Origin of the sequence: Pseudomonas sp. 02C 26 (assembly GCF_002843585.1) — a bacterium.
GTDB lineage: Bacteria > Pseudomonadota > Gammaproteobacteria > Pseudomonadales > Pseudomonadaceae > Aquipseudomonas > Aquipseudomonas shirazensis.
Map to the genome: position 1 here is coordinate 5,338,138 of NZ_CP025262.1, position 25,171 is coordinate 5,363,308.

Genomic DNA, 25,171 nt, shown 5'->3' on the forward strand with positions numbered 1-25,171 from the left:
CAGTGACCCATCTGCCGGTGCAGTCTGGAAATGTCCTACCCTAGTGTGCGAACTGACAAATGACCACACCCTTTTTTACAAACGTAGCGACAAGCGGTCGACAGCCTGCAACCCTAGTCGTTATGCTTGCCGCACTCGCTTGGCCTGCTGCAGAAAGTCATTTTCTGTTGTTGTGGTCGAGTCTTTCTGATATAAAGCAGCGCTCTTTTCTAGGGGCTCGCTCTGTCGCGAAAGCGGATCAGGTTGATAAGACCCCCGGAAACACGGCGCCTAGCGCCATAGACTGAGAGATTAAGCGGCCAACCCATGCCGGGTTGGGCATGTGGTTTTAGAGGGCTGAGGCATGTCGAGAGTCTGTCAAGTTACCGGTAAGGGTCCGGTGACTGGGAATAACATTTCCCACGCAAACAACAAAACCCGTCGTCGTTTCCTGCCAAACCTGCAGCACCACCGTTTCTGGGTTGAGTCCGAGAAGCGTTTCGTGCGTCTGCGCGTTTCCGCCAAAGGCATGCGTATCATCGACAAGCGCGGCATTGATGTCGTTCTGGTTGAAATCCGCCGTGCTGGCGCCAAGGTTTAAGGGAGAGCATCATGCGTGAATTGATCCGTCTGGTATCGAGTGCTGGCACTGGCCACTTCTACACCACTGACAAGAACAAGCGCACCACCCCGGACAAGATCGAGATCAAGAAATATGATCCGGTCGTCCGTAAGCACGTGACCTACAAGGAAGCCAAGATCAAGTAATTGATCCGGCGACCGAAAAAAAACCCGCTTCCTCACGGAAGCGGGTTTTTTTTTGCCTGAATGGCTGGGCAGATATCGTTCCAGCAAGGCGCTGGTCTGTGGCTATAGCGCCTTGCTCAAGACCTGCCCGGCGCGCTCAGGAAATCACCAGGCCAGTAATGCAGTTGTCGCCATCGGCCTGGATAAGTACGCGGTCGCTGCGAAGATCCATGGTGCTGATGTCGTTGGGGCCGACTGCGATATGCAGGCCGGTCAACTCGAGAATGTAGGCTTTGACGCTTTCTACATAACGCGAGCCGATGACGTGACGAGCAGGGCCGAGGATGTCGGTGGTCATGGTGAATCTCCTTGAAGTGTCCGAAATTTGGACGCTTGCATGATTCACTGCAGCGCTTGCCGAGCTGCGGTACATGTTCAGCACGCCATGGCGTGACTTACTTCTGCTCGAACATCACGTAAATCTTGCGGCAGGGCTCAAGTACTTCCCAGGTGCCCTGGAAGCCTGCCGGAATGACGAATCGGTCACCTGCACGCAGCGTCTTCGCATCGCCGGCCTTGTCACGCAGCACCGATACGCCGTGGACGATCTCGCAGTACTCATGTTCGGTGTAACTCACCGTCCATTGGCCGACCGCGCCTTCCCACACGCCCGCTGCAAACTGACCGCATGGGCTTGAGTAGTGGTTGTAGACAGCTTGATCCGGCTCGCCCTTGAGGATTTTCTCGGCCGCCGGGCGGTAGCGTTCCGCTTCGGTCAGCACCTGGGCAAAGTCGATAATGCTGGAGATGGTCATCGGTCAAACCCTGTTGTTGTTTAATAAAATTAACATCTGTAGGCGTTTGGGCCTTTGGTGTCAAATATATTGATAGTTTATCCGGGCTGGTTTAGGGTAACTCCTGCCCGCGTGCGCTTGTCGCCCGGCCAGAATTTTTGCCAGCGCCCGAGAATCTTCAGTGCGGCGCTGCACCTTAACAAGAGGAGGAGTTTCCTATGACCACCCTGACGCGTGCAGACTGGGAACAGCGTGCCCAGCAACTGAAGATCGAAGGCCGCGCCTTCATCAACGGCGAGTATACCGACGCCGTTTCCGGCCAGACCTTCGACTGCCTGAGCCCGGTGGACGGACGCTTCCTGGCCAAGGTTGCCAGCTGCGACGTGGCCGACGCCGATCGCGCTGTTGAAAACGCCCGTGCTACCTTTGAGTCTGGCGTCTGGTCGCGTCTGGCGCCAGCCAAGCGCAAGGCCAAACTGATCCGCTTCGCCGAGCTGCTGCGCAGCAATGTCGAAGAGCTGGCCCTGCTCGAGACCCTCGACATGGGCAAGCCGATCAGCGACTCCTCCAGCATCGACATCCCCGGCGCGGCGCAAGCCCTGCACTGGAATGCCGAAGCCATCGACAAAGTCTACGATGAAGTCGCGCCAACCCCGCATGACCAGCTTGGCCTGGTGACCCGCGAGCCGGTTGGTGTGGTCGGCGCCATCGTACCGTGGAACTTCCCTCTGCTGATGTCCTGCTGGAAGCTCGGCCCAGCGCTGGCGACCGGTAACTCGGTGGTGCTCAAACCGTCCGAGAAGTCGCCGCTGACGGCCATTCGCATTGCCCAGCTGGCAATTGAAGCGGGTATCCCCGCTGGTGTTCTCAACGTGCTGCCAGGCTACGGTCACACTGTGGGCAAGGCGCTGGCCCTGCACATGGACGTCGACACGCTGGTGTTCACTGGCTCGACCAAGATCGCCAAGCAGTTGATGATCTACGCCGGCGAGTCGAACATGAAGCGCATCTGGCTGGAAGCCGGCGGCAAGAGCCCGAATATCGTCTTCGCCGACGCACCGGACCTGCAAGCCGCTGCCGAAGCCGCCGCCAGCGCCATCGCCTTCAACCAGGGCGAGGTCTGCACTGCCGGTTCGCGTCTGCTGGTCGAGCGTTCGATCAAGGACAAGTTCCTGCCTATGGTCGTCGAAGCGCTCAAGGCTTGGACCCCCGGCAACCCGCTGGACCCGGCCACCACAGTCGGTGCGCTGGTCGACACCCAGCAGATGAACACCGTGCTGTCGTACATTGATGCCGGCCATCAGGACGGCGCCAAGCTGGTTGCCGGTGGCAAGCGCATCCTTGAAGAAACCGGTGGCACCTATGTGCAGCCGACCATCTTCGACGGCGTGACCAATGCCATGAAGATCGCCCAGGAAGAGATCTTTGGCCCGGTCCTGTCGGTGATCAGCTTCGACACCGCCGAAGAAGCCATCGCCATCGCCAACGACACGCCATACGGCCTGGCCGCAGGCATCTGGACCTCGGACATCTCCAAGGCGCACAAGACAGCTCGCGCCGTGCGTGCTGGCAGCGTGTGGGTCAACCAGTATGACGGCGGCGACATGACCGCGCCGTTTGGTGGCTTCAAGCAGTCGGGCAACGGCCGTGACAAGTCGCTGCACGCACTGGAGAAGTACACCGAGCTGAAGGCGACCTGGATCAAGCTGTAATCCTCTAGGTAGCGTCTGCGGGCAAGCCCGCTCCTGGCGGTTCGGCGTCAGTCTCACTGACTGCGCCGTGCCTTTGGGGGCGGGCTTTGCTGCTGTTGGGTGAAAGACAATTCTGCCTGGGAGGCAGTCATGCGTTGGGCAACCTACTTTGCCGTGCTGGCCTCAGTGCTCAGCGTCGGCCTCGCGCTGGGCGTGAGCATGCCGCTGGTGTCGCTGCGCCTGGAAACCTGGGGTTACGGGAGCTTCGCCATCGGCGTGATGGCGGCAATGCCAGCAGTGGGCGTGCTGATCGGCGCCAGCCTGGCCAGCCGCCTGGCTGGCTGGGTCGGCGTGCCGGCCGCCATGCGCTTTTGCCTGTGGGGCGGAGCGTTGTCGATCGCCCTGGTTGCGCTGCTGCCCAGCTACCCGTTGTGGCTGGCGCTGCGGTTGGTGATCGGTATGTCGCTGACGGTGGTGTTCATCCTTGGCGAGAGCTGGATCAACCAGTTGGTGGTCGAGCAGTGGCGCGGCCGGCTGGTGGCGCTGTATGGCAGCAGCTACGCCTTGAGCCAGCTGGCGGGGCCGCTGGTGCTGGGTATGCTCGGTTCGGATGATGACTTTGGCTTCTGGGCGGCCACCGGGTTGTTGATCCTTGCGCCGTTGCTGCTGTTTGGCCGTGGCGGTGCGCCGACCACCGAAGCGTGCAGCGTGACCTTCCGCGACCTGCTCGGATTCTGCCGCCGACTGCCGGTGATTGCCTGGGCGATTGCCTTGTTTGCGGCGTTCGAGGCGATGATCTTGACCCTGCTACCGGTGTATTGCCTGCAGCAGGGGTTCAGCACTGAGGTGGCGTTGTTCATGGTCAGTACAGTGGTGGTCGGTGATGCGGTGTTGCAGCTGCCTATTGGCCTGCTGGCCGACAAGATGTCGCGGCGCACCCTGTTCAGTGGTTGTGCGCTGACGTTGATGGTGTCCAGCCTGGCGATTCCGTTGTTGATGGAGACCGCGTTGATCTGGCCGCTTTGGGTGTTGTTCGGTGCCAGTGCCGGTGGCTTGTTCACCTTGTCGCTGATCCTGATCGGCGAGCGCTACCGCGATGATGAATTGGTGCGGGCAAACGCCCATGTGGCGCAGTTGTGGGGCATTGGTTGCCTGCTCGGGCCGCTGTTGGCCGGGGCGGGCAGCCAGTGGATCAGTGGACATGCATTGCCGTTGATCATGGCCTTGGGGGCGGCGGGGTTGGTCCTGCTGACCCGCCGGCCTGGGGCGTTCGAGCCGGTGCCTGACTGAAGATGGCTGGAGCCGCTGCGCAGCCCTTCGCGGGTGAACCCGCTCCCACAGGGTTTTGCAGCGCCCCCTAAACCTGTGGGAGCGGGTTCACCCGCGAAGGGCTGCGCAGCAGCCCCCCAGCGATCTCAAATCAAAGCATCTTCTCCAACCCCACCGCCTTGCTCACCCAGGCATTGAACCGCCGCCACATGCCGCCAGGCTCCTTGCTCAGCACATGCCGCTGGCCGTTGTCCTCGGTCACCCAGACCATCTTGCCGTCCTCCAGCAGCGGCTGATAACTCAGCGCCGGCGCCATACCCTGCAAGGCCAGCTCGCGGGTATATTCGGCCAGCTCCGGGCTGTCTACCAGCACGCCGACTTCGGTGTTCCACAACACCGAGCGTGGGTCGAAGTTGAACGAACCGATAAAGGTCTTGTGCCGATCGAACACGATCGCCTTGCTGTGCAGGCTCGAATCCGAACCGCCATGGAAATTCAGGCCGCGCCCGGCACTCGGATCACCCGGCTGCCGGCGCAGCTCGAACAGCTGCACTCCGTGTTCGAGCAGGGCACGCCGATACGGCGCATAGCCGCCATGCACCGCAGGTACGTCAGTGGCTTCCAGCGAGTTGGTCAACAGCCGCACCGACACTCCAGCGTCAGCCCGGCTGGTCAGATACACCAGCCCCGATTCACCCGGGACGAAATACGCCGACACCAGAATCAGCTCATGTTTGACGTTGTTCAGGTCCGGCGCCAACTGCCGCGTCAGCAGCAGATGCGGATCCGGTTCGTCCTGCGCCAGCACCTTGCTCGGTGCGTCCCACAGCGCCTGGCTGTGGGCCCAGATCAATTCGTTGCGCCAAGTGTCCAGGCGCGGCTGCGATTGATACGCCATCAGCCGGTCATACAACGCCTTGCGTTTGATCCGCGCCTCGGCCAGTGACACCTCGAGACGCCGGCGACTGGCGCGCAGGTCGTCGGCATCCGGCATGCTCCAGAGGAAATCGCCGATCGGCCGGCTGAGGGCGCTGTTCCAATACTGGTCGAAACTGTGCCCAAGCTGCTCGGCTACCGGGCCGACGCCGAGCATGTCGATGTCGGTAAAGTTCAGGTTGGGCTCGGCGTCGAAGTACTCGTCGCCCAGGTTGCGCCCGCCGACAATGGCCATGCTGTTGTCGACCAGAAACAGCTTGTTGTGCATGCGCCGGTGCTGGCGTGACAGGTTGAACAGGCGGCCGACGCCGCGGGTGACACCGGTACTGCGGCCCAGGTGCAGCGGATTGAACACGCGCATGTGGATGTTGGGGTGGGCGGCGAGGGTGGCCATCAGCGTGTCGAGGCCGTCACTGGTGGTGTCGTCGAGCAGAATCCGTACGCGCACGCCACGGTCGGCGGCTTGCAGCAGTTCATGCACCAGCGCCCGGGTACTGAGGCCGTCATGGACGATGTAGTACTGCACGTCGATGCTGGCCTGGGCGTTGCGGATCAGCTCGGCACGGGCGCGGAAAGCCTCGTTGCTGTTGGGCAGCAGGCGAAAGCCCGAGCGACCTTCATAGGGCGCGGCCTGGCGCTGCACCGAGCGGCCAAAGGCCGAATCACTGGCCGGTAGCGCCTGGCTGACTTCACGAACCGGATTGACGCTGGCGCAGCCAGAAAGGCCGAGCAGCAGCGCCAGCATGAGAGGCAAAGCTCGCTGAAGTCTCAAGGATGAATCGTCCTGTGCGCAGAAGGCTGAGTGCTATGGACCATGCCAGGTGGGGCAAAGTTACGCCTCGCTGTGATCATCGACCAGCAGGCGCAAGGCGGTTTCGCCGACCTTGCGTACCGCCGCCTCGATCTCGGCGCTGGGCCGCGCCGCGTAGTTCATGCGCAGGCAGTGCCGGTACTTGCCGGAGGCGGAGAAGATACTGCCCACCGCGATCTGTACCCCTTGTTCGAGTAAAGCGCGGTTCAGCCGCAGCGTGTCGAAACTTTCCGGTAGCTCGACCCACAGCATGAAGCCGCCCTGTGGCCGGCTGACGCGGGTGCCTGGCGGGAAGTAGCGCGCCACCCAGTCGCTCATCAGATCGCGCCCGCGCTGATACTGGCTGCGCATCCGGCGTACATGCGGGTGGTAGTGGCCGCCTGCGATGAAGTCGGCGATGGCCAGCTGCGGTTGCACGCAGGTGCTGCCAGTGCCGATGTATTTCATGTGCAGCACCCGCTCCAGATAACGCCCAGGCGCCACCCAGCCGATGCGCAGGCCCGGCGCCAGGGTCTTGGAGAATGAGCTGCAGAGCAGCACGCGGCCGTCTTCGTCGAACGACTTGACCGTTGGCGGGCGCGGGTAGTTATAGGCCAGATCGCCGTAGACGTCGTCTTCCAGAATCGCCACGTCGTAGCGCTGGGCCAGGGTCAGCAGGGCCTTCTTGCGCGCCTCGGGCATGATGTAGCCCAGCGGATTGTTACAGCTGGGGGTGATCTGGATGAGCTTGATTGGCCACTGTTCCAAGGCCATTTCCAGCGCCTCCAGGCTGATCCCGGTGGTCGGGTCGGTGGGGATCTCCAGCGCCTTCATCCCCAGGCCTTTGAGCGTCTGCATGGCGCCGTGAAAGCTGGGCGAATCCACCGCAACGATGTCGCCCGGTTCGCACACCGCGCGGATGCTGGTCGACAGCGCTTCGTGGCAGCCGGTGGTCACCACCAGGTCGGCCGGGCTGACGTGGCAGCCGGAATCGAGCATCAGCCGCGCGATCTGTTCGCGCAGGGCGATGTTGCCGTGGATGTTGTCGTAATACAGACCGGGCATGTCCTGGCGCCGGCTGAGCTGGGCCAGGCTGCGCAGCAAGGGCTTGAGGCTTGGACTGTTGACGTCGGGCATGCCCCGGCCAAGCTGAACCACGTCCGGCCGAGGCGTGCCGCGCACCAGCTCCAGCACCTGCTCCCACTGGGAAATCTCCACCGGGCGTTGCGCTGGCCGGGTCACGGCGGGCAGGGCTGGCAGGCTGCGATGGTCGGTAACGAAGTACCCCGATTTTGGCCGCGGCGCGACCAGGCCGTTGTCCTCGAGCATGCGGTAGGCCTGCTGTACGGTGCTCAGGCTGACCCCGTGTTCAACACTCAACGCGCGCACCGACGGCAGCCGCTGGCCGGGCCGGTAGAGACCTTGTTCGATGCGCGCGCCGAGCATCTCAGCGAGGTTCAGATACAGCGTCACGGCAATACTCCTGCAGCGCTTGAGGTGACTGACCAGTACAGATCGCGCAAAAATACAGCATTCAGCGCCAGATCCGCCAATTCTGTATGGGAATAATAAAGGTTTTTTGCGTCTGTATTGGCTATGGCTCAGGCGCGCATGCTTTCTCCACGGTGGATCTGGAACAGGAGCAAGCAGCAATGGGTGTTTTCAGTGATGTGCGCGTGCAACCCGCAGTGGAACAGCTTGAGGCGCATCAGCCCCAGGTCGCCAGCGCTCAAGCAGGCTTTAGCGGTGCTGGCCTGATGCTGCACCGCTGGCGTACCCGGCGCGCCCTGCTCGAGCTCGATGATCAGCAACTGCGTGATATCGGCCTGAGCTGGGAGCAGGCGCGCCAAGAGGGCAGCAAGCCGTTCTGGAAGGCCTGAAGCGGGTGGCGCCTACACCAGCTCTTTGAGTCGATGCCAGAGCATGCCCAGCGCCAACAGCGGCGAGCGCAGGTGCCGGCCGCCGGGGAAGGTCATGTGCGGCACCTTGGCGAACAGGTCGAAGCGCCCGCTGTGCTGGCCGCTGATCGCCTCGCCGAGCAGGCGTGCGGCCAGGTGCGTGGCGTTCAGGCCGTGACCGGCGTAAGCCTGGGCGTAATACACGTTGGCCTGGCTGGCCAGTCGGCCTACCTGCGGCAGACGGTTGGCGCCGATGCCGATCACGCCGCCCCATTGATAATCGATGCGCACGTCCGCCAGCTGCGGGAACACCTTGAGCATCTTCGGCCGCATGTAGCCGGCGATATCCTGCGGGTCGCGCCCGGAGTAGTGGCAGGCGCCGCCGAACAGCAGCCGGTGATCGGCCGAAAGGCGATAGTAGTCGAGCGCCACGCGTTGGTCGCAGACCGCCATGTTCTGCGGCAGCAAGGCCCGCGCGCGTTCCTCGCCCAGCGGCTCGGTGGCAATCACGTAGCTGCCGGCGGGCAGTACCTTGCCGCCCAGTTCGCGGTTGAGGTCGTTGTGATAAGCGTTGCAGCACAGCACCAGCGTGCTGGCGCGGACCGTGCCGCTGGCAGTGTGCACATGCACTTGCGGGCCATAGTCGATGCGCATGACCTCGGAGTGTTCGTGCAGGCGCACGCCCAAGCCCGCAGCAACAGCCGCCTCGCCCAGTGCCAGGTTGAGCGGATGCAGGTGGCCCGAGCCCATGTCGATCAGGCCGCCGACATAGCGCTCGGAGTTGACCACTGTGCGGATGTCTTCTGCCGGTACCAGACGCAGCTCATGGCCATAACCGAGGCTGCGCAGCTCTTCGGCGTCGGCGGCAAAGCCCTGCAGCTCGCCGGGCTTGTTCGCCAGGTCGCAGTAGCCCCAGGTCAGGTCGCAGGCAATCGCATGGCGCTCGACCCGCTGGCGGACGATATCCACCGCTTCCAGGCCCATCAGCTTGAGGCTGTGCACACCCTGCTCGCCGAGCACCGGCAAAAACTGCTCAAGGCCATGGCCGACCCCGCGAATCAGCTGACCACCGTTGCGCCCGCTGGCGCCCCAGCCGATTTTGCGCGCTTCGAGCAAGATCACCGACAGGCCGCGCTCGGCCAGTTCGATGGCCGTGTTCAGGCCCGAATAGCCACCGCCGACGATGCACACGTCGGCGCTGTGCTGGCCTTGCAGAGCCGGGTGATCCGTCTGTGGCGCGCTGCTGGCGGCGTAATAGGAGGCGGCGTGCTGCGCGCTGTGGATCATCGGATCGGCCTTGGCGGAGAGTGGAAGGCGGCGAGCATAAGCCGGGGGTTTGGCTTGCGGCAACCGGCGAGGGCTGCGCCCTCGTTCGCGGGCAAGCCCGCTCCCACAGGTACAGCGCTAGAGTCAGACCTCGCCCGATCCCTGTGGGAGCGGGTTTACCCGCGAATGGGCCTATAATCCACTTCACCTTCCAGATCCCTGTCACGCCATGTCCTGCAACCGCCACAAGATCCACTTTCTGCGCGAACTGATCCCTTCTTTCGAGTGCGAGCCCGGCTGCCACGACTGCTGCGGGCCGGTGACCACCTCGGCGGAAGAAATGGCCGCACTGCCGCGTAAATCCGCTGAAGAGCAGGCCGCCGCGCTGGAGCGGCTCGACTGCGTGCACCTCGGCGCGCAAGGTTGCACGGTGTACGCTGAGCGGCCAATGATCTGCCGTCTGTTCGGCACCACGCCGCGCCTGGCCTGCCCGCGCGGGCGCGGCCCGGCCGAGCCGATCGAGCCCGAGGCGGAGCAACTGGTGCACCAGTTCATTGCCAGCACCCGCCAGGTGCTGGTCTGAGCCTCAGTCCGGAATCGGCAGGCACAGGCTCTCTTTGACTTCTTCCATGACGATGTAGCTCTTCGACTCGCGCACGTGCGGCAGCTTCAGCAGGATGTCGCCGAGCAGCTTGCGGTACGAGGCCATCTCGGAAATCCGCGCCTTGACCAGATAATCGAAGTCGCCCGACACCAGATGGCACTCAAGCACATGCGGCAGCTTGAGTACGGCGCGGCGAAACTCCTCGAAAGTATCCCCTGACTTGTAGTCCAGGCTGATCTCGACAAACACCAGCAGGCTGCCCTTGAGGTGCTGCGGATTGAGCCGGGCGTTGTAGCCCATGATGATCCCCTCGCGCTCCAGGCGGCGCACGCGCTCGGTGCACGGGGTGGTGGAGAGGCCGACCTTTTCACCCAGCTCGGTGAACGAGATACGGCCGTCACTCTGCAGGATCCGCAGGATATTGCGGTCGATCTTGTCCAGTTCACGCTTGCTCTGATGCTGGGTTCTCATAGGGGATGCCCCTCCGTAAAAGCCGACATGGCCAAGAATTGTCGCCAAATATAGGCCTTTATATAGTGAAATGCACTGGCCGGTCCTTCATATACTGCGCCCATTCATGCCATATAAACAAAATGTCGCGGCGTGCCGCGTGCGAGGGATAGACGATGCGAGTTCTGGTGCTTGGTAGCGGTGTAATCGGTACCGCCAGTGCCTACTACCTGGCCCGGCAAGGTTTCGAGGTGACGGTGGTCGACCGCCAGCCAGCGGTGGCCATGGAAACCAGTTTTGCCAACGCCGGCCAGATCTCGCCGGGCTACGCCTCGCCCTGGGCCGCCCCGGGTGTGCCGCTCAAGGCCATCAAGTGGCTGCTGGAGCGCCACGCCCCGCTGGCGATCAAGCTCACTGGCGATGTAGACCAGTACCTGTGGATGGCGCAGATGCTGCGCAACTGCACCGCCAACCGCTATGCCGTGAATAAAGAGCGCATGGTGCGGCTGTCCGAATACAGCCGCGACTGCCTCGACGAGCTGCGCGCCGAGACCGGCCTGAGCTACGAAAACCGTGCGTTGGGCACCACTCAGCTGTTCCGCACCCAGGCGCAGCTCGATGCGGCGGCAAAAGACATCGCCGTACTCGAGCAGTCGGGTGTGCCGTACGAGCTGCTCGACCGCGATGGCATTGCCCGTGTCGAGCCGGCCCTTGCCGGGGTTACCGACATTCTCGCCGGTGCCCTGCGCCTGCCAAACGACCAGACCGGCGACTGTCAGCTGTTCACCAACAAGCTGGCCGAGATGGCCATCAAGCTCGGTGTCGAGTTCCGCTTCGGTCAGGACATCCAACGCCTGGACCATGCCGGTGATCGCATCAACGGCGTGTGGATCGACGGCAAGCTGGAAACCGCTGACCGCTACGTGCTGGCACTGGGCAGCTACTCGCCGCAGATGCTCAAGCCACTGGGTATTAAAGCGCCGGTGTATCCACTCAAGGGTTACTCGCTCACTGTGCCGATCACCGACCCTGGCATGGCGCCGACTTCGACCATTCTCGACGAGACCTACAAGGTCGCAATCACCCGTTTCGACAACCGCATCCGCGTCGGCGGCATGGCCGAGATCGCCGGTTTTGACCTGTCGCTGAACCCGCGCCGGCGCGAAACGCTGGAGATGATCGTCAACGACCTTTATCCTCGCGGCGGCGATCTGAGCCAGGCCAGCTTCTGGACCGGGCTGCGCCCGGCCACCCCGGACGGTACGCCGATCGTGGGTGCAACCAGTTTCCGCAATCTGTTCCTCAACACCGGTCACGGCACCCTGGGCTGGACCATGGCCTGTGGCTCCGGGCGTTTGCTGGCCGACCTGATCGCCAAGCGCAAGCCGCAGATCAGTGCTGAGGGCCTCGATATTTCCCGTTACGGCAACCACAAGGAGTTCGCCAAGCATGGCAATCCAGCGCCAGCTCACCAATGAGCGCATGAGTCAGATCGTCACCCACAACGGCACGGTGTACCTGGCAGGCCAGGTCGGTGATGACCTCAGCGCCGGCATCGAGCAGCAGACCCGCGAGACGCTGGCGACCATCGAGCAACTGCTTGATCAAGCCGGTACCGACAAGACCCGGTTGCTCTCGGTGACCATCTACATGAAAGACATCGACGCCGACTTCGCCGGCATGAACGCGGTCTGGGACCAGTGGCTGCCGGCCGGCGTTGCGCCTGCCCGGGCCACAGTTGAAGCCAAGCTGTGCGAGCCTGAAATCCTCGTCGAGCTGTCGGTGGTCGCTGCACTGCCGTAACCCGTTCCCTCACCCCGGCGCGGTGGCTACTTACCCCCACCCGTCGTGCCGGGGGCTTATTCAACAACCCGTACTGCCAGAAGGCTGCCGCCATGCGTCCCGCCCGCGCCCTGATCGACCTCCAGGCCCTGCGCCACAACTATCGTCTGGCCCGTGAACTGTCCGGTGCCAAAGCCCTCGCCGTGATCAAGGCCGATGCCTATGGGCATGGCGCGGTGCGCTGCGCGCTTGCCTTGGAGGCTGAGGCCGATGGCTTCGCTGTGGCCTGTATCGAAGAGGCGCTGGAGCTGCGCGCCGCTGGCATCAAAGGGCCGATTCTGTTGCTCGAAGGCTTCTTCGAAGCCAGCGAGCTGGCGCTGATCAGCGCCAATGATCTGTGGTGCGTGGTGCATTCGTTGTGGCAACTGGAAGCGATCGAACAGAGCGCTGTGGCCAAGCCGTTGAAGGTCTGGCTCAAGCTCGACAGCGGCATGCACCGAGTGGGTCTGCATCCAGAGGATTACCAGCAGGCCTATCAGCGCCTGCTGGCCAGCGGCAAGGTGGCGCGCATCGTCTTGATGAGCCACTTCGCCCGCGCCGACGAGCTTGATGTGCAGGCCACGGCGCAGCAGCTCGCGGCATTCGAAGAGGCGCGTCAAGGCCTCAGCGCCGAATGCAGCCTGCGCAATTCACCGGCCGTGCTTGGCTGGCCGCAGGTGCCGAGCGACTGGGTGCGCCCTGGCATCATGCTGTACGGAGCGACGCCGTTCGAGGTGCCCCAGGCCGAGGCGAGCCGACTGCAACCGGTCATGACTCTGCAATCGCGGGTCATCAGTGTGCGCGAACTGCCTGCGGGTCAACCGGTCGGTTATGGCGCCAAGTTCATCAGTCCACGGCCGACCCGGGTCGGCGTGGTTGCGATGGGTTATGCCGACGGTTACCCACGCCAGGCCCCAACTGGCACCCCGGTGCTGGTGGCCGGCAAGCGCAGCCAACTGATCGGCCGGGTGTCGATGGACATGCTCTGCATCGACCTGACCGATGTCCCCGAAGCGACCCTGGGCAGCCCGGTCGAGCTGTGGGGCAAGCAGGTGTTGGCCAGTGATGTGGCCGGGCATGCCGGGACCATTCCTTACCAGCTGTTCTGCAACCTGAAGCGGGTGCCACTGGAGTACATCGGCGAATAAAGCTGTGCTGCGGACGGGCAGGGGGGTGGAGTGTTGTAAATACTGAACGGCATTGCCATGATATCGTTCACATTCGACCCCACCCCCACCGTTTCAGGAGGCGCAAGCTTTGGACGTCGGCGAACGACTGCAAGCCATCCGCAAGCTCAAGGGCCTGTCCCAGCGGGAACTCGCCAAGCGCGCGGGGGTAACCAACAGCACCATCTCGATGATCGAAAAAAACAGCGTGAGCCCTTCGATCAGCTCGCTGCGCAAGGTGCTCAGTGGCATTCCGATGTCGATGGTCGAGTTCTTCTCGGTAGAAATGGAAGTCGAAAGCCAGGCCCAGATCGTCTACAAGGCCCATGAGCTGATCGACATCTCCGACGGTGCGGTGACCATGAAACTGGTCGGCAAGTCGCACCCCAATCGCGCCATTGCCTTCCTCAACGAGGTCTACCCGCCTGGCGCCGACACCGGTGACGAGATGCTCACCCACGATGGCGAAGAGACCGGCATCCTCCTCGAAGGCCGCCTGGAACTGGTGGTCGGTAGCGAGACCTTTGTGCTCGAAGCTGGCGACAGTTATTACTTCGAGAGCACCCGTCCGCACCGTTTTCGCAACCCGTTTGCCGAGCCCGCACGCTTGATCAGTGCCGCGACACCGTCGAACTTTTGATCCAGCGCAGCGTATTGATTCGCCAATAGCCCTTTCACTTGTGTGGTCGTTTCGCGGCTGTGGTGTAGCCGCTATACTTTTCAACGCCCGCAATTCGTGGCTGCGGGCGTGATCAGCCACCATGAGGGTGAACGCGTGAACCAAATCAAGAAGATGCTGGCCATACCAGCTGCCGTTTTCGCCCTGTGGGCAGTCACCGCAAACGCGGCGACCAACGATGATATTGCCAAGCGCCTGGCGCCGGTCGGCCAGGTGTGTGTTCAGGGCCAGGAATGCAAGGGCATGGCCGTGGCGGCTGTGGCCAGCGGTGGCGCGGCCAAGTCGGCTGATGACGTGATCGCCAAGCACTGCAATGCCTGCCATGCCACCGGCCTGCTCAATGCGCCGAAGATCGGCGATACCGCTGCGTGGAAAGAGCGTGCCGATCATCAGGGTGGGCTTGATGGGATCCTCGCCAAGGCGATTACCGGGATCAACGCCATGCCGCCCAAGGGCACCTGCGCTGATTGTTCGGACGATGAGCTGAAGGCGGCGATTCAGAAGATGTCCGGGCTTTGACCTATCGATTGCTGGGGCTGCGCAGCAGCCCCAGCAATCCCAAGCCAGGTGCAGCAAATCTCGCCCGCCCACGGTCCAACCCCCTGACCGCATGGACGTAACAGGAGGCACCGATGGCCCACAGCTGCAGCATCGACCAGGCCGTAGACCACGTTCTGGCCCATTTGCCCGCCCATATTCACATGGGCCTGCCGCTCGGCCTGGGCAAACCGAATGCCTTCGTCAACGCGCTCTATGCCCGCATCCGTGAGCTGCCCGAACGCCGCCTGACCATCTACACCGCGCTCAGCCTCGGCCGGCCGCCATTGGGCGATGGCCTGCAGAAACGCTTCCTCGAACCCTTCATCGAACGGGTCTTCGCCGACTACGAAGAGCTCGACTACCTGGCCGACCTGCGCGGCGACAAACTGCCCGCCAATATCCGCGTCGAGCAGTTCTTCATGCAGCCCGGCAGCCTGCTGCACAGCAGCATGGCCCAGCAGGACTACGTCAGCAGCAACTACAGCCACGCCGCCCGCGATATCAACGCCAAGGGCCTCAACCTGATCGCGCAACTGGTGGCCGAAACCCCGGAGCGCCCGGATCACCTGAGCCTGGCCTGCAACCCGGACATCACCCTCGACCTGCTGCCGATGGTCGCCAAGCGCCGCGCCGCCGGCGAGACCATTGTTCTGCTCGGCCAGGTGCACACCGAGCTGCCGTACATGCCCGGCGCTGCCGAACTGGGGCGCCAGGCCTTCGACCTGTTGATCGACGAGCCCGAGCAGCGCCGGCTGTTTTCCACCCCGAACATGCCGGTGGCGACTCAGGACCATTGCATCGGCCTGCACGCCAGCGCCCTGGTGCGTGACGGTGGCACGCTGCAGATCGGCATCGGCGCCATGGGCGATGCGGTAACTGCTGCGTTGTTGGCGCGCCAGGGCGACAACGAGGGTTACCGCGCCGTGCTGGACGAGCTGGATATCCAGCCGTGGCTGGCGCTGATCGAACGTGAAGGCGGCCTGGATGGCTTCGCTCAAGGCCTGTATGGCTGCAGCGAAATGTTCGTCAACGGCCTGCTGGCGCTGGCCGAAGCCGGCGTGGTGCGACGCCCGGCCGATGAGCACGGGGTGCTGGTGCACGGTGGTTTCTTTCTCGGCCCACAGGCGTTCTACCAGCGTCTGCGCGAGATGCCGCTGGAGCAGCGCCAGCGCTACGCAATGACCGCCATCAGCTACATCAACGAGCTGTATGGCCAGGAAGAATTGAAACGCCGCCAGCGCCGCGATGCACGCTTCATCAACACCGTATTCGCCATGACCCTGCTCGGCGCCGGCGTCGCCGACCAGCTGGAAGACGGTCGCGTTCTGAGCGGGGTAGGCGGGCAGTACAATTTCGTCGCCCAGGGCCACGCGTTGCAAGGCGGCCGCTCGGTGCTGCTGCTGCGCAGCTGGCGCGAGGCCGGTGGCGAGGTGAGCTCCAACCTGTACTGGACCTATGGCCACTGCACCATCCCGCGGCACCTGCGCGATATCGTCGTCACCGAATACGGCATCGCCGACCTGCGCGGGCAGACCGACAGCGAAGTCATCGCCCGGCTGCTGGCGATCAGCGATTCACGTTTTCAGGGCGAGTTGCTCGAGCAGGCCAAGGCCGCCGGCAAACTGGCCAAGGACTTCGTGCTGGATCAGCGCTTTTGCGACAACACCCCGGAGCGCCTCGAAGCGCTGCGTGAGCGGCATCCACGGTTGTTCCCGGAGTATCCGCTGGGCACGGACTTCACCGCCGAGGAGCGTGATCTGTTCAGGGCGCTGAACTGGCTCAAGAGCAAGTTCAAGCTGAGCGAGGTGCTCGAGCTGGGCAAGGCGGCGCTTGATGCACCGCCGCCCGAAGCCTATCCGGCGCAGCTGGCGCGGATGGGCCTGGAGCAGCCGCAGGGGCTGAAACAAGAGCTGTATCAGCGCCTGCTGCTGGCCGGGTTGCAGGCAACCCGGTGAGCGTCACTCGATGAAGGTGACCACGCCGCCTGCAAGCGACTTGACCCGCGCTAGCGACTCAACCCGGTAACCCTGGCTGTCGAGCTCGGCACGGCCGCCCTGGAACGACTTCTCGATGACGATGCCCAGCCCGGCAACGGTAGCGCCAGCCTGCTTGATGATCGAGATCAGCGCCTGCGAGGCCTTGCCGTTGGCGAGGAAGTCGTCGATAACCAGCACGCGGTCGCTGCTGTTGAGATGACGCGGCGAAATCGCCACGGTGTTCTCGGTCTGCTTGGTGAACGAATACACCGAGGCAGTCAGCAGGTTTTCGGTCAGGGTCAGCGACTGGTGCTTGCGGGCGAACAGCACCGGTACACCGAGTTTCAGGCCGGTCATGATCGCCGGAGCGATGCCCGAGGCTTCGATGGTAACGATCTTGGTCACGCCGGAGTCTGCGTACAGGCGGGCGAATTCGTCACCGATCAGCTGCATCAGGGCAGGATCGATCTGGTGGTTGAGAAACGCGTCGACTTTGAGAACCTGGTCGGAAAGCACGATGCCTTCTTCGCGAATCTTCTGCTGCAGTGCTTCCACTGTGGTATTCCTCGATGTAGCAAAAAGTGGCCACGGCTGGCTGCCGTGACAAAAGTGTAAAAGGGTTCAGCGCTTGAGCATTGCCCGTATATCGGCCAAGGCGTTGTTGCCGCGCGCGGCTTTGACTTCAACCGGTGCATCGTCCAGACCTTCCCAGCACAGATCATCCGGCGGTAGTTCGTCAAGGAAGCGGCTGGGCGTGCAATCGATGATTTCGCCGTACTGCTTGCGCTTGGCAGCGAAGGTGAAGGCCAGGGTCTGGCGTGCGCGGGTGATGCCCACGTAGGCCAGGCGCCGCTCTTCTTCGATGGTGTCGGCCTCGATGCTGGAGCGGTGCGGGAGGATTTCCTCTTCCATGCCCATGATGAACACGTAGGGGAATTCCAGGCCTTTGGAGGCGTGCAAGGTCATCATCTGCACGCCTTCGGCGTTTTCCTCTTCTTCCTGCTGGCGCTCGAGCATGTCGCGCAGGACCAGTTTGCCGATGGCGTCCTCGATGGTCATGTCACCCTCTTCGTCTTTCTCGAGGGTGTTTTTCAAGGCATCGATCAGGAACCAGACGTTGCTGATCCGGAAATCCGCCGCCTTGTCACTGGCGGTGTTCTGGCGGATCCAGTTTTCGTAGTCGATGTCGCGGACCATCTCGTGCAGCGCTGCGATCGGGTCATCCAGCGCGACCTTGTGGCGAACGCCGTCGAGCCAGTGCTTGAAGCGCTGCAAGCGCTCGGTGTAGCGCGCATCGAGGTGCTCGCCGAGGCCAATCTCGTCGCTGGCGGCGTACATCGACACGCCACGCTCGGTGGAATAGTTGCCGAGCTTTTCCAGGGTGGTCGAGCCGATTTCCCGGCGCGGCACGTTGATCACGCGCAGGTAGGCGTTGTCGTCATCCGGATTGACCAGCAGGCGCAGGTAGGCCATCAGGTCCTTGACCTCCTGGCGCCCGAAGAAGCTGTTGCCGCCCGACAGGCGATACGGCACCTGGTGGTGCTGCAGCTTCAATTCGATCAGCTTGGCCTGGTAGTTGCCGCGGTAGAGGATGGCAAAGTCGCTGTAGGGACGGTCGGTGCGCAGGTGCAAGGTGAGGATTTCCATGGCCACGCGCTCGGCCTCGGTTTCCTCGTTCTTGCAGCGGATCACGCGGATTTCGTCACCGTGGCCCATCTCGCTCCACAGCTGCTTTTCGAAATCATGCGGGTTGTTGGCGATCAGCACGTTGGCGCAACGCAGGATGCGGCTGGTCGAGCGGTAGTTCTGCTCGAGCATGACCACCTTCAGCGACGGATAGTCCTCTTTCAACAGCATGAGGTTTTCCGGGCGGGCACCGCGCCAGGCGTAGATCGACTGGTCATCGTCGCCGACCACGGTGAACTGGTTGCGCATGCCGATCAGCATCTTCACCAGCAGGTACTGACTGGCGTTGGTGTCCTGGTATTCGTCGACCAGCAGGTAGCGCACCTTGTTCTGCCAGCGCTCAAGCACCTCGGGGTGCTCCTGGAACAGTTTGACCGGCAGCAGGATCAGGTCGTCGAAGTCCACCGCGTTGTACGCCTTGAGCGTGCGCTGATAGTGGGTGTAGACGATGGCGGCGGTCTGCTCGCGCGGATTGCGGGCTTTTTCCAACGCCTCGGCGGGCATGATCAGCTCGTTCTTCCAGGCACCGATCATGTTCTTGATCTCGTCGATGCCGTCGTCGCCGGAGTACTCCTTCTGCATGATGTCCGACAGCAAAGCCTTGATGTCGGCCTCGTCGAAGATCGAGAAGCCCGGCTTGTAGCCCAGGTGCTTGTGCTCCTTGCGGATGATGTTCAAGCCCAGGTTGTGGAAGGTGCAGACGGTCAGGCCGCGGCCCTCACCTGCGCGCAGCAGGGTGGCGACCCGCTCCTTCATCTCGCGCGCGGCCTTGTTGGTGAAGGTCATGGCGACGATGTACTGGGCACGGATGCCGCAGTTCTGGATCAGGTGGGCGATCTTGCGGGTGATCACGCTGGTCTTGCCGGAGCCAGCACCGGCGAGCACCAAAAGAGGGCCGCCGACATAGTCACAGGCTTCTTGTTGCCGGGGATTGAGTCGGGACATGCTAGAACCGGGGTCGCCAGAAAATAGCCGCGCATTCTAACAGGCAAGTCACGCTTGTGGCGCGACCGTCTGACGCCGGAGTCAGACTTTTGTGACGTCCGGTGCCCTACCTGGCGGGAGTGGATCATGGCCTTGCCGCCACAATCGAGCTATTACTCAAATCAGATTTGCTGGTTGTACGACTTTTGGAGCAGGATGCGCGACAGAATACGACGGAGTGCAGCCCCGGGATGGGTGTTAATAAGAGTGAATATCATTTGGCTCTTGAGGTAGGATACCCCCGTCACGGTTAACGACCTCGCCTAAGGAGCGCGCTTGTCCACGCCTGTCGAACCCTTGCGTTTGCTGCTGTTGGCCGATGAGCCGGAGTGGGCCGCCAGCTTGCGCGACTGCCTGCAGCCTTTGGCTGGCAGCGCGGTGCTGCTGACCGCGCCCAACTGGGAGGCGGTCAACAGCCTGTTTGCCCACGACCGTCAGGCGGTGGTGCTGGCAACGCCTGCGCTGCTGCCGACCCCGGGCCGCTGCGAGTTGCCGACCATTGTCCTGCTCGACGACGAGCCCGAGGCGCCGCCTGCCGGCGTCAGTGACTGGCTGGTGCTGGCGCAACTGAGCAGTGACAGCCTGCGCCGCTCGCTGCGTCATGTGCGCGAGCGCGGCGTGCTGGTCGCCACCCTGCAGCGCCTGGCCGAACAGGACCCGCTGACCGGCATCGCCAACCGTCAGGGCTTTCAGGCCCTGCTGACCACGCGCCTGGCCGAACACGACGGCCGTGGCGTTGCTCTTGGCCATCTGGATCTGGACAACTTTCGCCACGTCAACGATGCGCTCGGCCATCAGGGCGGCGACCGGCTGATCCTGCAGGTGGTGACCCGGCTCAAGTTGCAGCTGGAGGCGGGCGATCAGCTGGCCCGGCTGGGCAGCGACGAATTCGCCCTGCTGATCGACACCCGTCGCGAGCCGAACCGCGCCGAATGGGTGGCCGAGCGCATCGTCGAAGCGCTGGGTGAGCCGTACTGGGTCGATGGCGAAAGCCTGCTGGTGGGCTGCAGCCTGGGTCTGGCCCATGCCCGCGCGCAGGCCGGCGCCGACCCACTGATGTGGCATGCGCACATCGCCATGCGCCAGGCCAAGAGCGTGCAGGGTTGCAGCTTTCATGTGTTCAACGAGCGGATCAACCGCAATGCGCGCAGCCTGGCTGACCTTGAAGGCGAACTGCGCCGCGCCCTGCGCCGCGACGAGCTGGAACTGCATTACCAGCCACGGCTGAACCTCGTCGATGGCCGCATCGTTGGCCTCGAAGCACTGGTACGCTGGAACCACCCCGAACGCGGCCTGCTGCCGCCGAGCGAATTCGTGCCGCTGGCCGAGCAGAGCGGCCTGATCGTGCCGCTCGGCTACTGGGTCATCTCCCGTGCCCTGCGCGACATGCAGGGCCTGCGTGAGCACGGCATTGCGCCGCTGCACATGGCGGTCAACCTTAGCTTTCGCCAGTTTCAGGACAGCCAGCTGCTGGCGACCCTGAGCCGGCTGATCATCGAGCATGGCGTCGATGCCCGGTGGCTTGAGTTCGAACTGACTGAAACCGCGGTGATGCGCCGCAACGAGCTGGTGCGCCAGACCATGGACGCCCTGGGCCGCCTGGGCGTGCGCTTCTCGCTGGATGACTTTGGCACCGGTTTTTCGTCGTTCGTGCACCTGAACAGCCTGCCGATCACCTTGCTCAAGGTCGACCGCAGTTTTGTCGGTGGTATGGAGCTGCGCGAAGAAAACCGCAAGCTGGTCCACGCGATGATCAACCTGGCGCACAACCTCAATCTCGAAGTGGTCGCCGAGGGTGTCGAAAGCGAAGAGCAGATGGCGCTGCTGCGCGGCTTTGGCTGCGACCAGGTGCAGGGTTTTCTGGTCAGCCAGCCGCTGCCGGTGGATGAGCTGGTGACCTACCTGCAGCAGGTGCCGGTCAGTGCGATCCGCGCTGTCTGAGTGCGCCGGGGCTGCTTTGCAGCCCTTTCGCGACACAAGGCCGCTCCTACAGGAACCATGTCGTCTGGGCATTGCGCGGTCCCTGTAGGAGCGGCCTTGTGTCGCGAAAGGGGCGCAAAGCGCCCCCAGCATTCCCGACCGTCACCCCCCCACGGCAACCTTGCGCAACATCCGCCGCACTCGCCATTCAAACGCGAAGGTCAGCGCCACCGAGGAGCAGGCCAGGCCCAGCGCCAGGCCCCACCAGATGCCGAGTGCACCGCCGCCGAGGTTGAAGGCAAACAGCCACGCACTTGGCGCGCCGATCAGCCAATAACAGCCCAGACCGATCAGGAAGGTGGTCTTGGCGTCTTGCAGGCCGCGGATCGAACCCATGGCGATGGTCTGCACACCATCGAACAACTCAAACCACGCCGCCACCATCACCAGCCCCACTGCCAGCTGGAAGATGCCGGCAAAGGCAGGGTCATTGCGGTCGATGAACAATCCCACCAACTGCTCGGGCAGCAACAGGAACAGCGCGGCGAAGGCAAACATCAACAGCGCACCAAAGCAAATACCGACCCGCCCGGCACTGCGCGCTGCAAGCAGGTTGCCGCCGCCGTAATACAGGCCGACCCGCATGGTCACCGCATAAGACAACCCGGTCGGCACCATGAACGCGGTCGAGACGATCTGCAGGGCGATCTGATGCGCCGCCAGCTCGGTGCTGCCGAGCACACCCATGCACAGCGCGGCGAAGGCGAACAAGCCGACTTCGACCATGTACGTGCCGCCAATCGGCAGGCCCAGCCGCCACAGCTCGCGCAACGCCGACAGCGATGGCCGCGCCAGGCCCTTGCGCAGCGGGTAGGCGTCGTAGAAGCGGTGCCAGCGGATATACAGCGCCAGGGCGATGGCCATGCCCAGCGAGACCAGCGCGGTGACCAGGCCAATGCCGACCAGGCCGAGTTTGGGCAAACCGAACATGCCCTCGATCAGCGCATGGTTGAGCAGGTAGTTGAGCACCGTGCCGACCAGGCTGATGACCATCACCGGCGTCGACCGGCCAAGGGCGCTGGTGAAGCCGCGCAAGGCCATAAACGTCAGGTAGCTGGGTAGTGCCAGTGGCAACAGGGTGAGGAAGGCCATGGCCGCCTCGACGTTTTCCGGCTGCTGACCAAACATCAGCAGCACCGGGCCGAGGTTCCACAATGCCAGCGCGGCGCCCAGCGCCAAAGCCCAGGCCAGCCAGATGCCGGCCTGAGCGAGGCGGGTGGCGCCGGCGATATCCCCGGCACCCTTGCGGATCGCCACCAGCGTGCCGACGGCGGCAATCACGCCCAGGCAGAAGATCGACACGAACGAATAGCTCGCCGCGCCCAGGCCGCCACCGGCCAGGGCCTGCGGGCTGATCCGCGCCATCATCAAGGTGTCGGTCAGCACCATCAGCATATGCGCCAACTGCGAGGCAATCAGCGGCCCGGCCAGGCGCAGCAGAGCCTTGAGTTCAACGGTGGGCGCGACGTGCATGGTGAGAGTCCTTGATGCTGGGGGATGAACAGGAGGTGGATTCTGAGGCCTGGGTCAACTTTCCACAAAAGGATAAATGCGATCCCTCCCATGAGTTGAACTCATGTATGTATGATTTGCCTTGCTCGTTCGTGCCCCCCGTATTGCAGGTGCCCCATGTCCAGACAACTCCCTCCGCTCTATGCACTGCGTGCATTCGAGGCGGCTGCACGGCATTCCTCGTTCACTCGCGCCGGCGAGGAGTTGTCGATTACGCAAAGCGCCGTCAGCCGGCACATCCGCACGCTGGAGGAGCACTTCGCCTGCCGCCTGTTCGTGCGCAGCGGCCGCAGCCTGCAGCTGACCGAGGCGGCGCGGATGCTGCTGCCCGGCGTGCGCGATGGCTTCGCTTCGCTGGAGCGCGCCTGCGATACCTTGCGCGGCGAAGATGACATCCTGCGCATGAAAGCCCCGTCGACCCTGACCATGCGCTGGCTGCTGGCGCGGCTGAGCCGCTTTCGCCATCTGCAACCGGGCAACGAAGTGCAACTGACCAGCGCCTGGATGGACGTCGACCATGTCGATTTCAATCACGAGCCGTTCGACTGCGCGGTATTGCTCAGCGATGGCCAGTTCCCGGTCGACTGGGAGGTGCGGCGGTTGTTCTCCGAGTTGCTGATCCCGGTCGGCGCTGCGCAGCTGATCGACGAGGGGCCTTGGGATGAGCAGCGCCTGGCTGACATCGAACTGCTGCATCCGACCCCGGACAAACGTGACTGGCGTAGCTGGCTGGCGCGCATGGGCCTGGCTGAAAAGGTTTCGCTCAAGGGTGGGCAGGTCTTCGACACGCTTGAACTGGGCATGATCGCTGCGGCGCGTGGCTACGGGATCTCCATGGGCGATCTGTTGATGGTGGCCGAAGACGTCGCTCAAGGCCGGCTGAGCCTGCCGTGGCCGACCGCAGTGGCCAGCGGCATGGACTATTACCTGGTCTGGCCACGCACCAGGCCCGGCACAGAGCGCCTGCGTCGCTTGAGCGGGTTTCTCCAGGAAGAGGCGGCGGCAATGGACTTGCCAGCGGTGCAAATCCTGCCAGCGCTTGCGCAGTAAAACGTTTGCGAATGTCCCGGTCCGACACTCAAGTATTCGTCCGCGACGCCGATTTAGTGGCACCAGCGTCCCGCAAGAGGACGCGATTACCCGTCGAAAGCAGCGGGCGGTCAGCGCGATCAGGATGATCCCGGCCCCTTGCCAGGAGCTTGCACATGCCTCAACCCCGTGCCCGGATTGCCTCACAGCTCGGGATCGCCCTCGCCATCGTGCTGGCGCTGGTGATCACCGGCAGTACCCTGTTTGCCCTGCGCTCGCTGGATAACGCCAACCTCGCCACCCGCCAGGAACACCTGGCCAGTGAAGCGCGGCTGCTGGCTGACCAGCTGGATACCTTCCATGGTTCGCTGAAGGACAACACCCAGCGCCTCAGCGGCCTGTTCGAGCGCCGTTTCGCCTCGGGTCTGAGCCTGCATGCCGGCGAAAGCGCCACTGTCGCCGGCCAGGCCACGCCGGCGCTGTATCTGGGGGAACACCTGCTCAACAACGATTTCCAGCAGGTCGACGAGTTCAAGCAGATGACTGCTGGCGTCGCCACCGTGTTCGTGCGCAGTGGCGATGACTTTATCCGCATCAGCACCTCGCTGACCAAGCAGGATGGCAGCCGCGCCATCGGCACCCAGCTCGACCGCCAGCACCCGGCCTATGCCAAGTTGATGGCCGGGCAAAACTACGTTGGCCGTGCCGTGCTGTTCGAGCGCAACTACATGACCCGCTACGTGCCGGTGCGCGATGACAGCGGCCGAGTCATTGCGGTGCTGTTCGTCGGCTTTGACTACACCGATGCGCAGAACGCCCAGCTCGCCAACCTCAAGCGCTTCCGCATCGGTCACACCGGCTCGCTGGCGCTGCTTGACGAGCAGGGCAAGTGGCTGGTGCCGCCGGCTGATGTGGGCAATGCCGAGACGGCCGCGCAAGCCGTCAAGAACCTCGCTGCAGAGCCGGGTACTGGCAGCTTCTGGGACAACGCCGACGAGCAGATTTTCAGCGTTGCCATGCCGTTTGCCGAAGGCCCGTGGACAGTTGTTGCGAGCATGCCCGAAGCCGAGATTCGCGACGTGACCTGGAGTGTCGGCCTGCGCCTGGCGATTGGCAGCCTGCTGGCCATGCTGCTGGCGGTGGCGGCGACGCTGTTCCTGCTGCGGCGCAAGCTGCGCCCACTGAGCGACCTGCTGCGTCAGGCCGAAGCCCTGGGTGCGGGTGATCTGAGCGCGCGTCTGACGGTCAGCAGCAACGACGAGATTGGCCAGTTGGCGCGCAGCTTCAACCAGATGGGTGAAGCACTGTCGACCATGGTTGCGCACATTCGCAGCGCCTCCGAGCAGGTCAGCGGCCGTGCTCGTTCGCTGGCCG

Annotated in this window: 23 protein-coding genes and 1 pseudogene; 15 read left to right on the plus strand and 9 right to left on the minus strand. The window is 63.4% G+C overall.

What is annotated here, in order from left to right; translation table 11 throughout:
- The first annotated feature begins 343 nt into the window (after positions 1-343).
- A complete protein-coding gene (gene rpmB / locus CXQ80_RS24375; protein WP_101322893.1) occupies positions 344-580 on the plus strand; it encodes a 50S ribosomal protein L28 in 237 nt (78 codons plus the stop codon).
- A gap of 11 nt (positions 581-591) precedes the next feature.
- Positions 592-747 carry a 50S ribosomal protein L33 gene (gene rpmG, locus CXQ80_RS24380; RefSeq protein ID WP_021702025.1) on the plus strand — a complete coding sequence of 52 codons (156 nt, stop codon included), beginning with the start codon at positions 592-594 and terminating at the stop codon, positions 745-747.
- A 136-nt stretch (positions 748-883) separates the two neighbouring features.
- On the opposite strand, the gene CXQ80_RS24385 is transcribed toward rpmG, so the two are convergent.
- A complete protein-coding gene (locus CXQ80_RS24385) occupies positions 884-1,084 on the minus strand; it encodes a hypothetical protein (RefSeq protein WP_101322894.1) in 201 nt (66 codons plus the stop codon).
- Positions 1,085-1,181: 97 nt separating this feature from the next.
- On the minus strand, positions 1,182-1,541 hold the full coding sequence (locus tag CXQ80_RS24390; protein WP_101322895.1) for a cupin domain-containing protein: 360 nt from the start codon (positions 1,539-1,541) through the stop codon (positions 1,182-1,184).
- A 197-nt stretch (positions 1,542-1,738) separates the two neighbouring features.
- Here CXQ80_RS24390 and CXQ80_RS24395 point away from each other — a divergent pair, with 197 nt between their 5' ends.
- Both CXQ80_RS24395 and CXQ80_RS24400 read left to right on the plus strand, forming a co-directional pair.
- Positions 1,739-3,232 carry an aldehyde dehydrogenase gene (locus tag CXQ80_RS24395; protein ID WP_101322896.1) on the plus strand — a complete coding sequence of 498 codons (1,494 nt, stop codon included), beginning with the start codon at positions 1,739-1,741 and terminating at the stop codon, positions 3,230-3,232.
- A gap of 129 nt (positions 3,233-3,361) precedes the next feature.
- Positions 3,362-4,501 (plus strand): MFS transporter, encoded by a 1,140-nt coding sequence (locus CXQ80_RS24400; RefSeq protein ID WP_101322897.1) that lies wholly within the window; start codon positions 3,362-3,364, stop codon positions 4,499-4,501.
- A gap of 130 nt (positions 4,502-4,631) precedes the next feature.
- On the opposite strand, the gene CXQ80_RS24405 is transcribed toward CXQ80_RS24400, so the two are convergent.
- A complete protein-coding gene (locus CXQ80_RS24405; RefSeq protein ID WP_101322898.1) occupies positions 4,632-6,188 on the minus strand; it encodes a phospholipase D family protein in 1,557 nt (518 codons plus the stop codon).
- Positions 6,189-6,248: 60 nt separating this feature from the next.
- Positions 6,249-7,679: a PLP-dependent aminotransferase family protein gene (locus CXQ80_RS24410; protein ID WP_101322899.1), complete on the minus strand. Its 1,431-nt coding sequence runs from the start codon at positions 7,677-7,679 to the stop codon at positions 6,249-6,251.
- Between the two features lie 179 nt (positions 7,680-7,858).
- Between CXQ80_RS24410 and CXQ80_RS24415 the strand changes: the two genes are divergently transcribed.
- Positions 7,859-8,086 carry a DUF1127 domain-containing protein gene (locus CXQ80_RS24415; protein WP_101322900.1) on the plus strand — a complete coding sequence of 76 codons (228 nt, stop codon included), beginning with the start codon at positions 7,859-7,861 and terminating at the stop codon, positions 8,084-8,086.
- Between the two features lie 12 nt (positions 8,087-8,098).
- On the opposite strand, the gene CXQ80_RS24420 is transcribed toward CXQ80_RS24415, so the two are convergent.
- Positions 8,099-9,391, minus strand: a complete 1,293-nt coding sequence (locus tag CXQ80_RS24420; protein ID WP_101322901.1) for an FAD-binding oxidoreductase — start codon at positions 9,389-9,391, stop codon at positions 8,099-8,101.
- A 208-nt stretch (positions 9,392-9,599) separates the two neighbouring features.
- Between CXQ80_RS24420 and CXQ80_RS24430 the strand changes: the two genes are divergently transcribed.
- A complete protein-coding gene (locus CXQ80_RS24430; RefSeq protein WP_101322903.1) occupies positions 9,600-9,953 on the plus strand; it encodes a YkgJ family cysteine cluster protein in 354 nt (117 codons plus the stop codon).
- 3 nt (positions 9,954-9,956) lie between these two features.
- Here the strand turns inward: CXQ80_RS24430 and dadR are convergent, their stop codons facing one another.
- Complete coding sequence (gene dadR / locus CXQ80_RS24435; RefSeq protein WP_039581953.1) at positions 9,957-10,445, minus strand: transcriptional regulator DadR; 489 nt, start codon at positions 10,443-10,445, stop codon at positions 9,957-9,959.
- Between the two features lie 155 nt (positions 10,446-10,600).
- Between dadR and dadA the strand changes: the two genes are divergently transcribed.
- The 6 genes from dadA to CXQ80_RS24465 all read left to right on the plus strand — a co-directional run bounded on the left by dadA (position 10,601) and on the right by CXQ80_RS24465 (position 16,585).
- Positions 10,601-11,902, plus strand: a complete 1,302-nt coding sequence (gene dadA, locus CXQ80_RS24440) for a D-amino acid dehydrogenase (RefSeq protein ID WP_101322904.1) — start codon at positions 10,601-10,603, stop codon at positions 11,900-11,902.
- Positions 11,874-12,227, plus strand: coding sequence for a RidA family protein (locus CXQ80_RS24445; protein ID WP_101322905.1), 354 nt, complete (start codon positions 11,874-11,876; stop codon positions 12,225-12,227). The genes dadA and CXQ80_RS24445 overlap by 29 nt, the downstream gene beginning before the upstream one ends.
- Before the next feature lie 92 nt (positions 12,228-12,319).
- Positions 12,320-13,393, plus strand: coding sequence for an alanine racemase (alr, locus tag CXQ80_RS24450; RefSeq protein WP_101322906.1), 1,074 nt, complete (start codon positions 12,320-12,322; stop codon positions 13,391-13,393).
- A 109-nt stretch (positions 13,394-13,502) separates the two neighbouring features.
- On the plus strand, positions 13,503-14,051 hold the full coding sequence (locus tag CXQ80_RS24455) for a cupin domain-containing protein (RefSeq protein ID WP_101322907.1): 549 nt from the start codon (positions 13,503-13,505) through the stop codon (positions 14,049-14,051).
- Between the two features lie 135 nt (positions 14,052-14,186).
- A complete protein-coding gene (locus tag CXQ80_RS24460; protein WP_224785531.1) occupies positions 14,187-14,609 on the plus strand; it encodes a cytochrome c5 family protein in 423 nt (140 codons plus the stop codon).
- Between the two features lie 113 nt (positions 14,610-14,722).
- On the plus strand, positions 14,723-16,585 hold the full coding sequence (locus CXQ80_RS24465; protein WP_101322908.1) for an acetyl-CoA hydrolase/transferase C-terminal domain-containing protein: 1,863 nt from the start codon (positions 14,723-14,725) through the stop codon (positions 16,583-16,585).
- Positions 16,586-16,588: 3 nt separating this feature from the next.
- Here CXQ80_RS24465 and xpt read toward each other — a convergent pair whose 3' ends face one another.
- Together xpt and rep are read right to left on the minus strand one after the other, a co-directional pair.
- Complete coding sequence (gene xpt / locus CXQ80_RS24470; protein ID WP_101322909.1) at positions 16,589-17,161, minus strand: xanthine phosphoribosyltransferase; 573 nt, start codon at positions 17,159-17,161, stop codon at positions 16,589-16,591.
- A gap of 66 nt (positions 17,162-17,227) precedes the next feature.
- Positions 17,228-19,237, minus strand: coding sequence for a DNA helicase Rep (rep, locus tag CXQ80_RS24475; protein WP_101322910.1), 2,010 nt, complete (start codon positions 19,235-19,237; stop codon positions 17,228-17,230).
- Positions 19,238-19,552: 315 nt separating this feature from the next.
- Between rep and CXQ80_RS24480 the strand changes: the two genes are divergently transcribed.
- Complete coding sequence (locus tag CXQ80_RS24480; protein ID WP_101322911.1) at positions 19,553-21,217, plus strand: bifunctional diguanylate cyclase/phosphodiesterase; 1,665 nt, start codon at positions 19,553-19,555, stop codon at positions 21,215-21,217.
- A 141-nt stretch (positions 21,218-21,358) separates the two neighbouring features.
- Here the strand turns inward: CXQ80_RS24480 and CXQ80_RS24485 are convergent, their stop codons facing one another.
- Positions 21,359-22,729, minus strand: coding sequence for a NorM family multidrug efflux MATE transporter (locus CXQ80_RS24485; protein ID WP_101322912.1), 1,371 nt, complete (start codon positions 22,727-22,729; stop codon positions 21,359-21,361).
- 156 nt (positions 22,730-22,885) lie between these two features.
- Here CXQ80_RS24485 and CXQ80_RS24490 point away from each other — a divergent pair, with 156 nt between their 5' ends.
- The gene (locus CXQ80_RS24490) at positions 22,886-23,818 is read left to right on the plus strand and encodes a LysR substrate-binding domain-containing protein (RefSeq protein ID WP_101322913.1); all 933 of its coding nucleotides are present in this window, start codon (positions 22,886-22,888) and stop codon (positions 23,816-23,818) included.
- Between the two features lie 155 nt (positions 23,819-23,973).
- Positions 23,974-25,095 (plus strand): annotated as a pseudogene (locus CXQ80_RS25440) (Cache 3/Cache 2 fusion domain-containing protein); the annotation flags it as partial.
- Positions 25,096-25,171 lie beyond the last annotated feature (76 nt).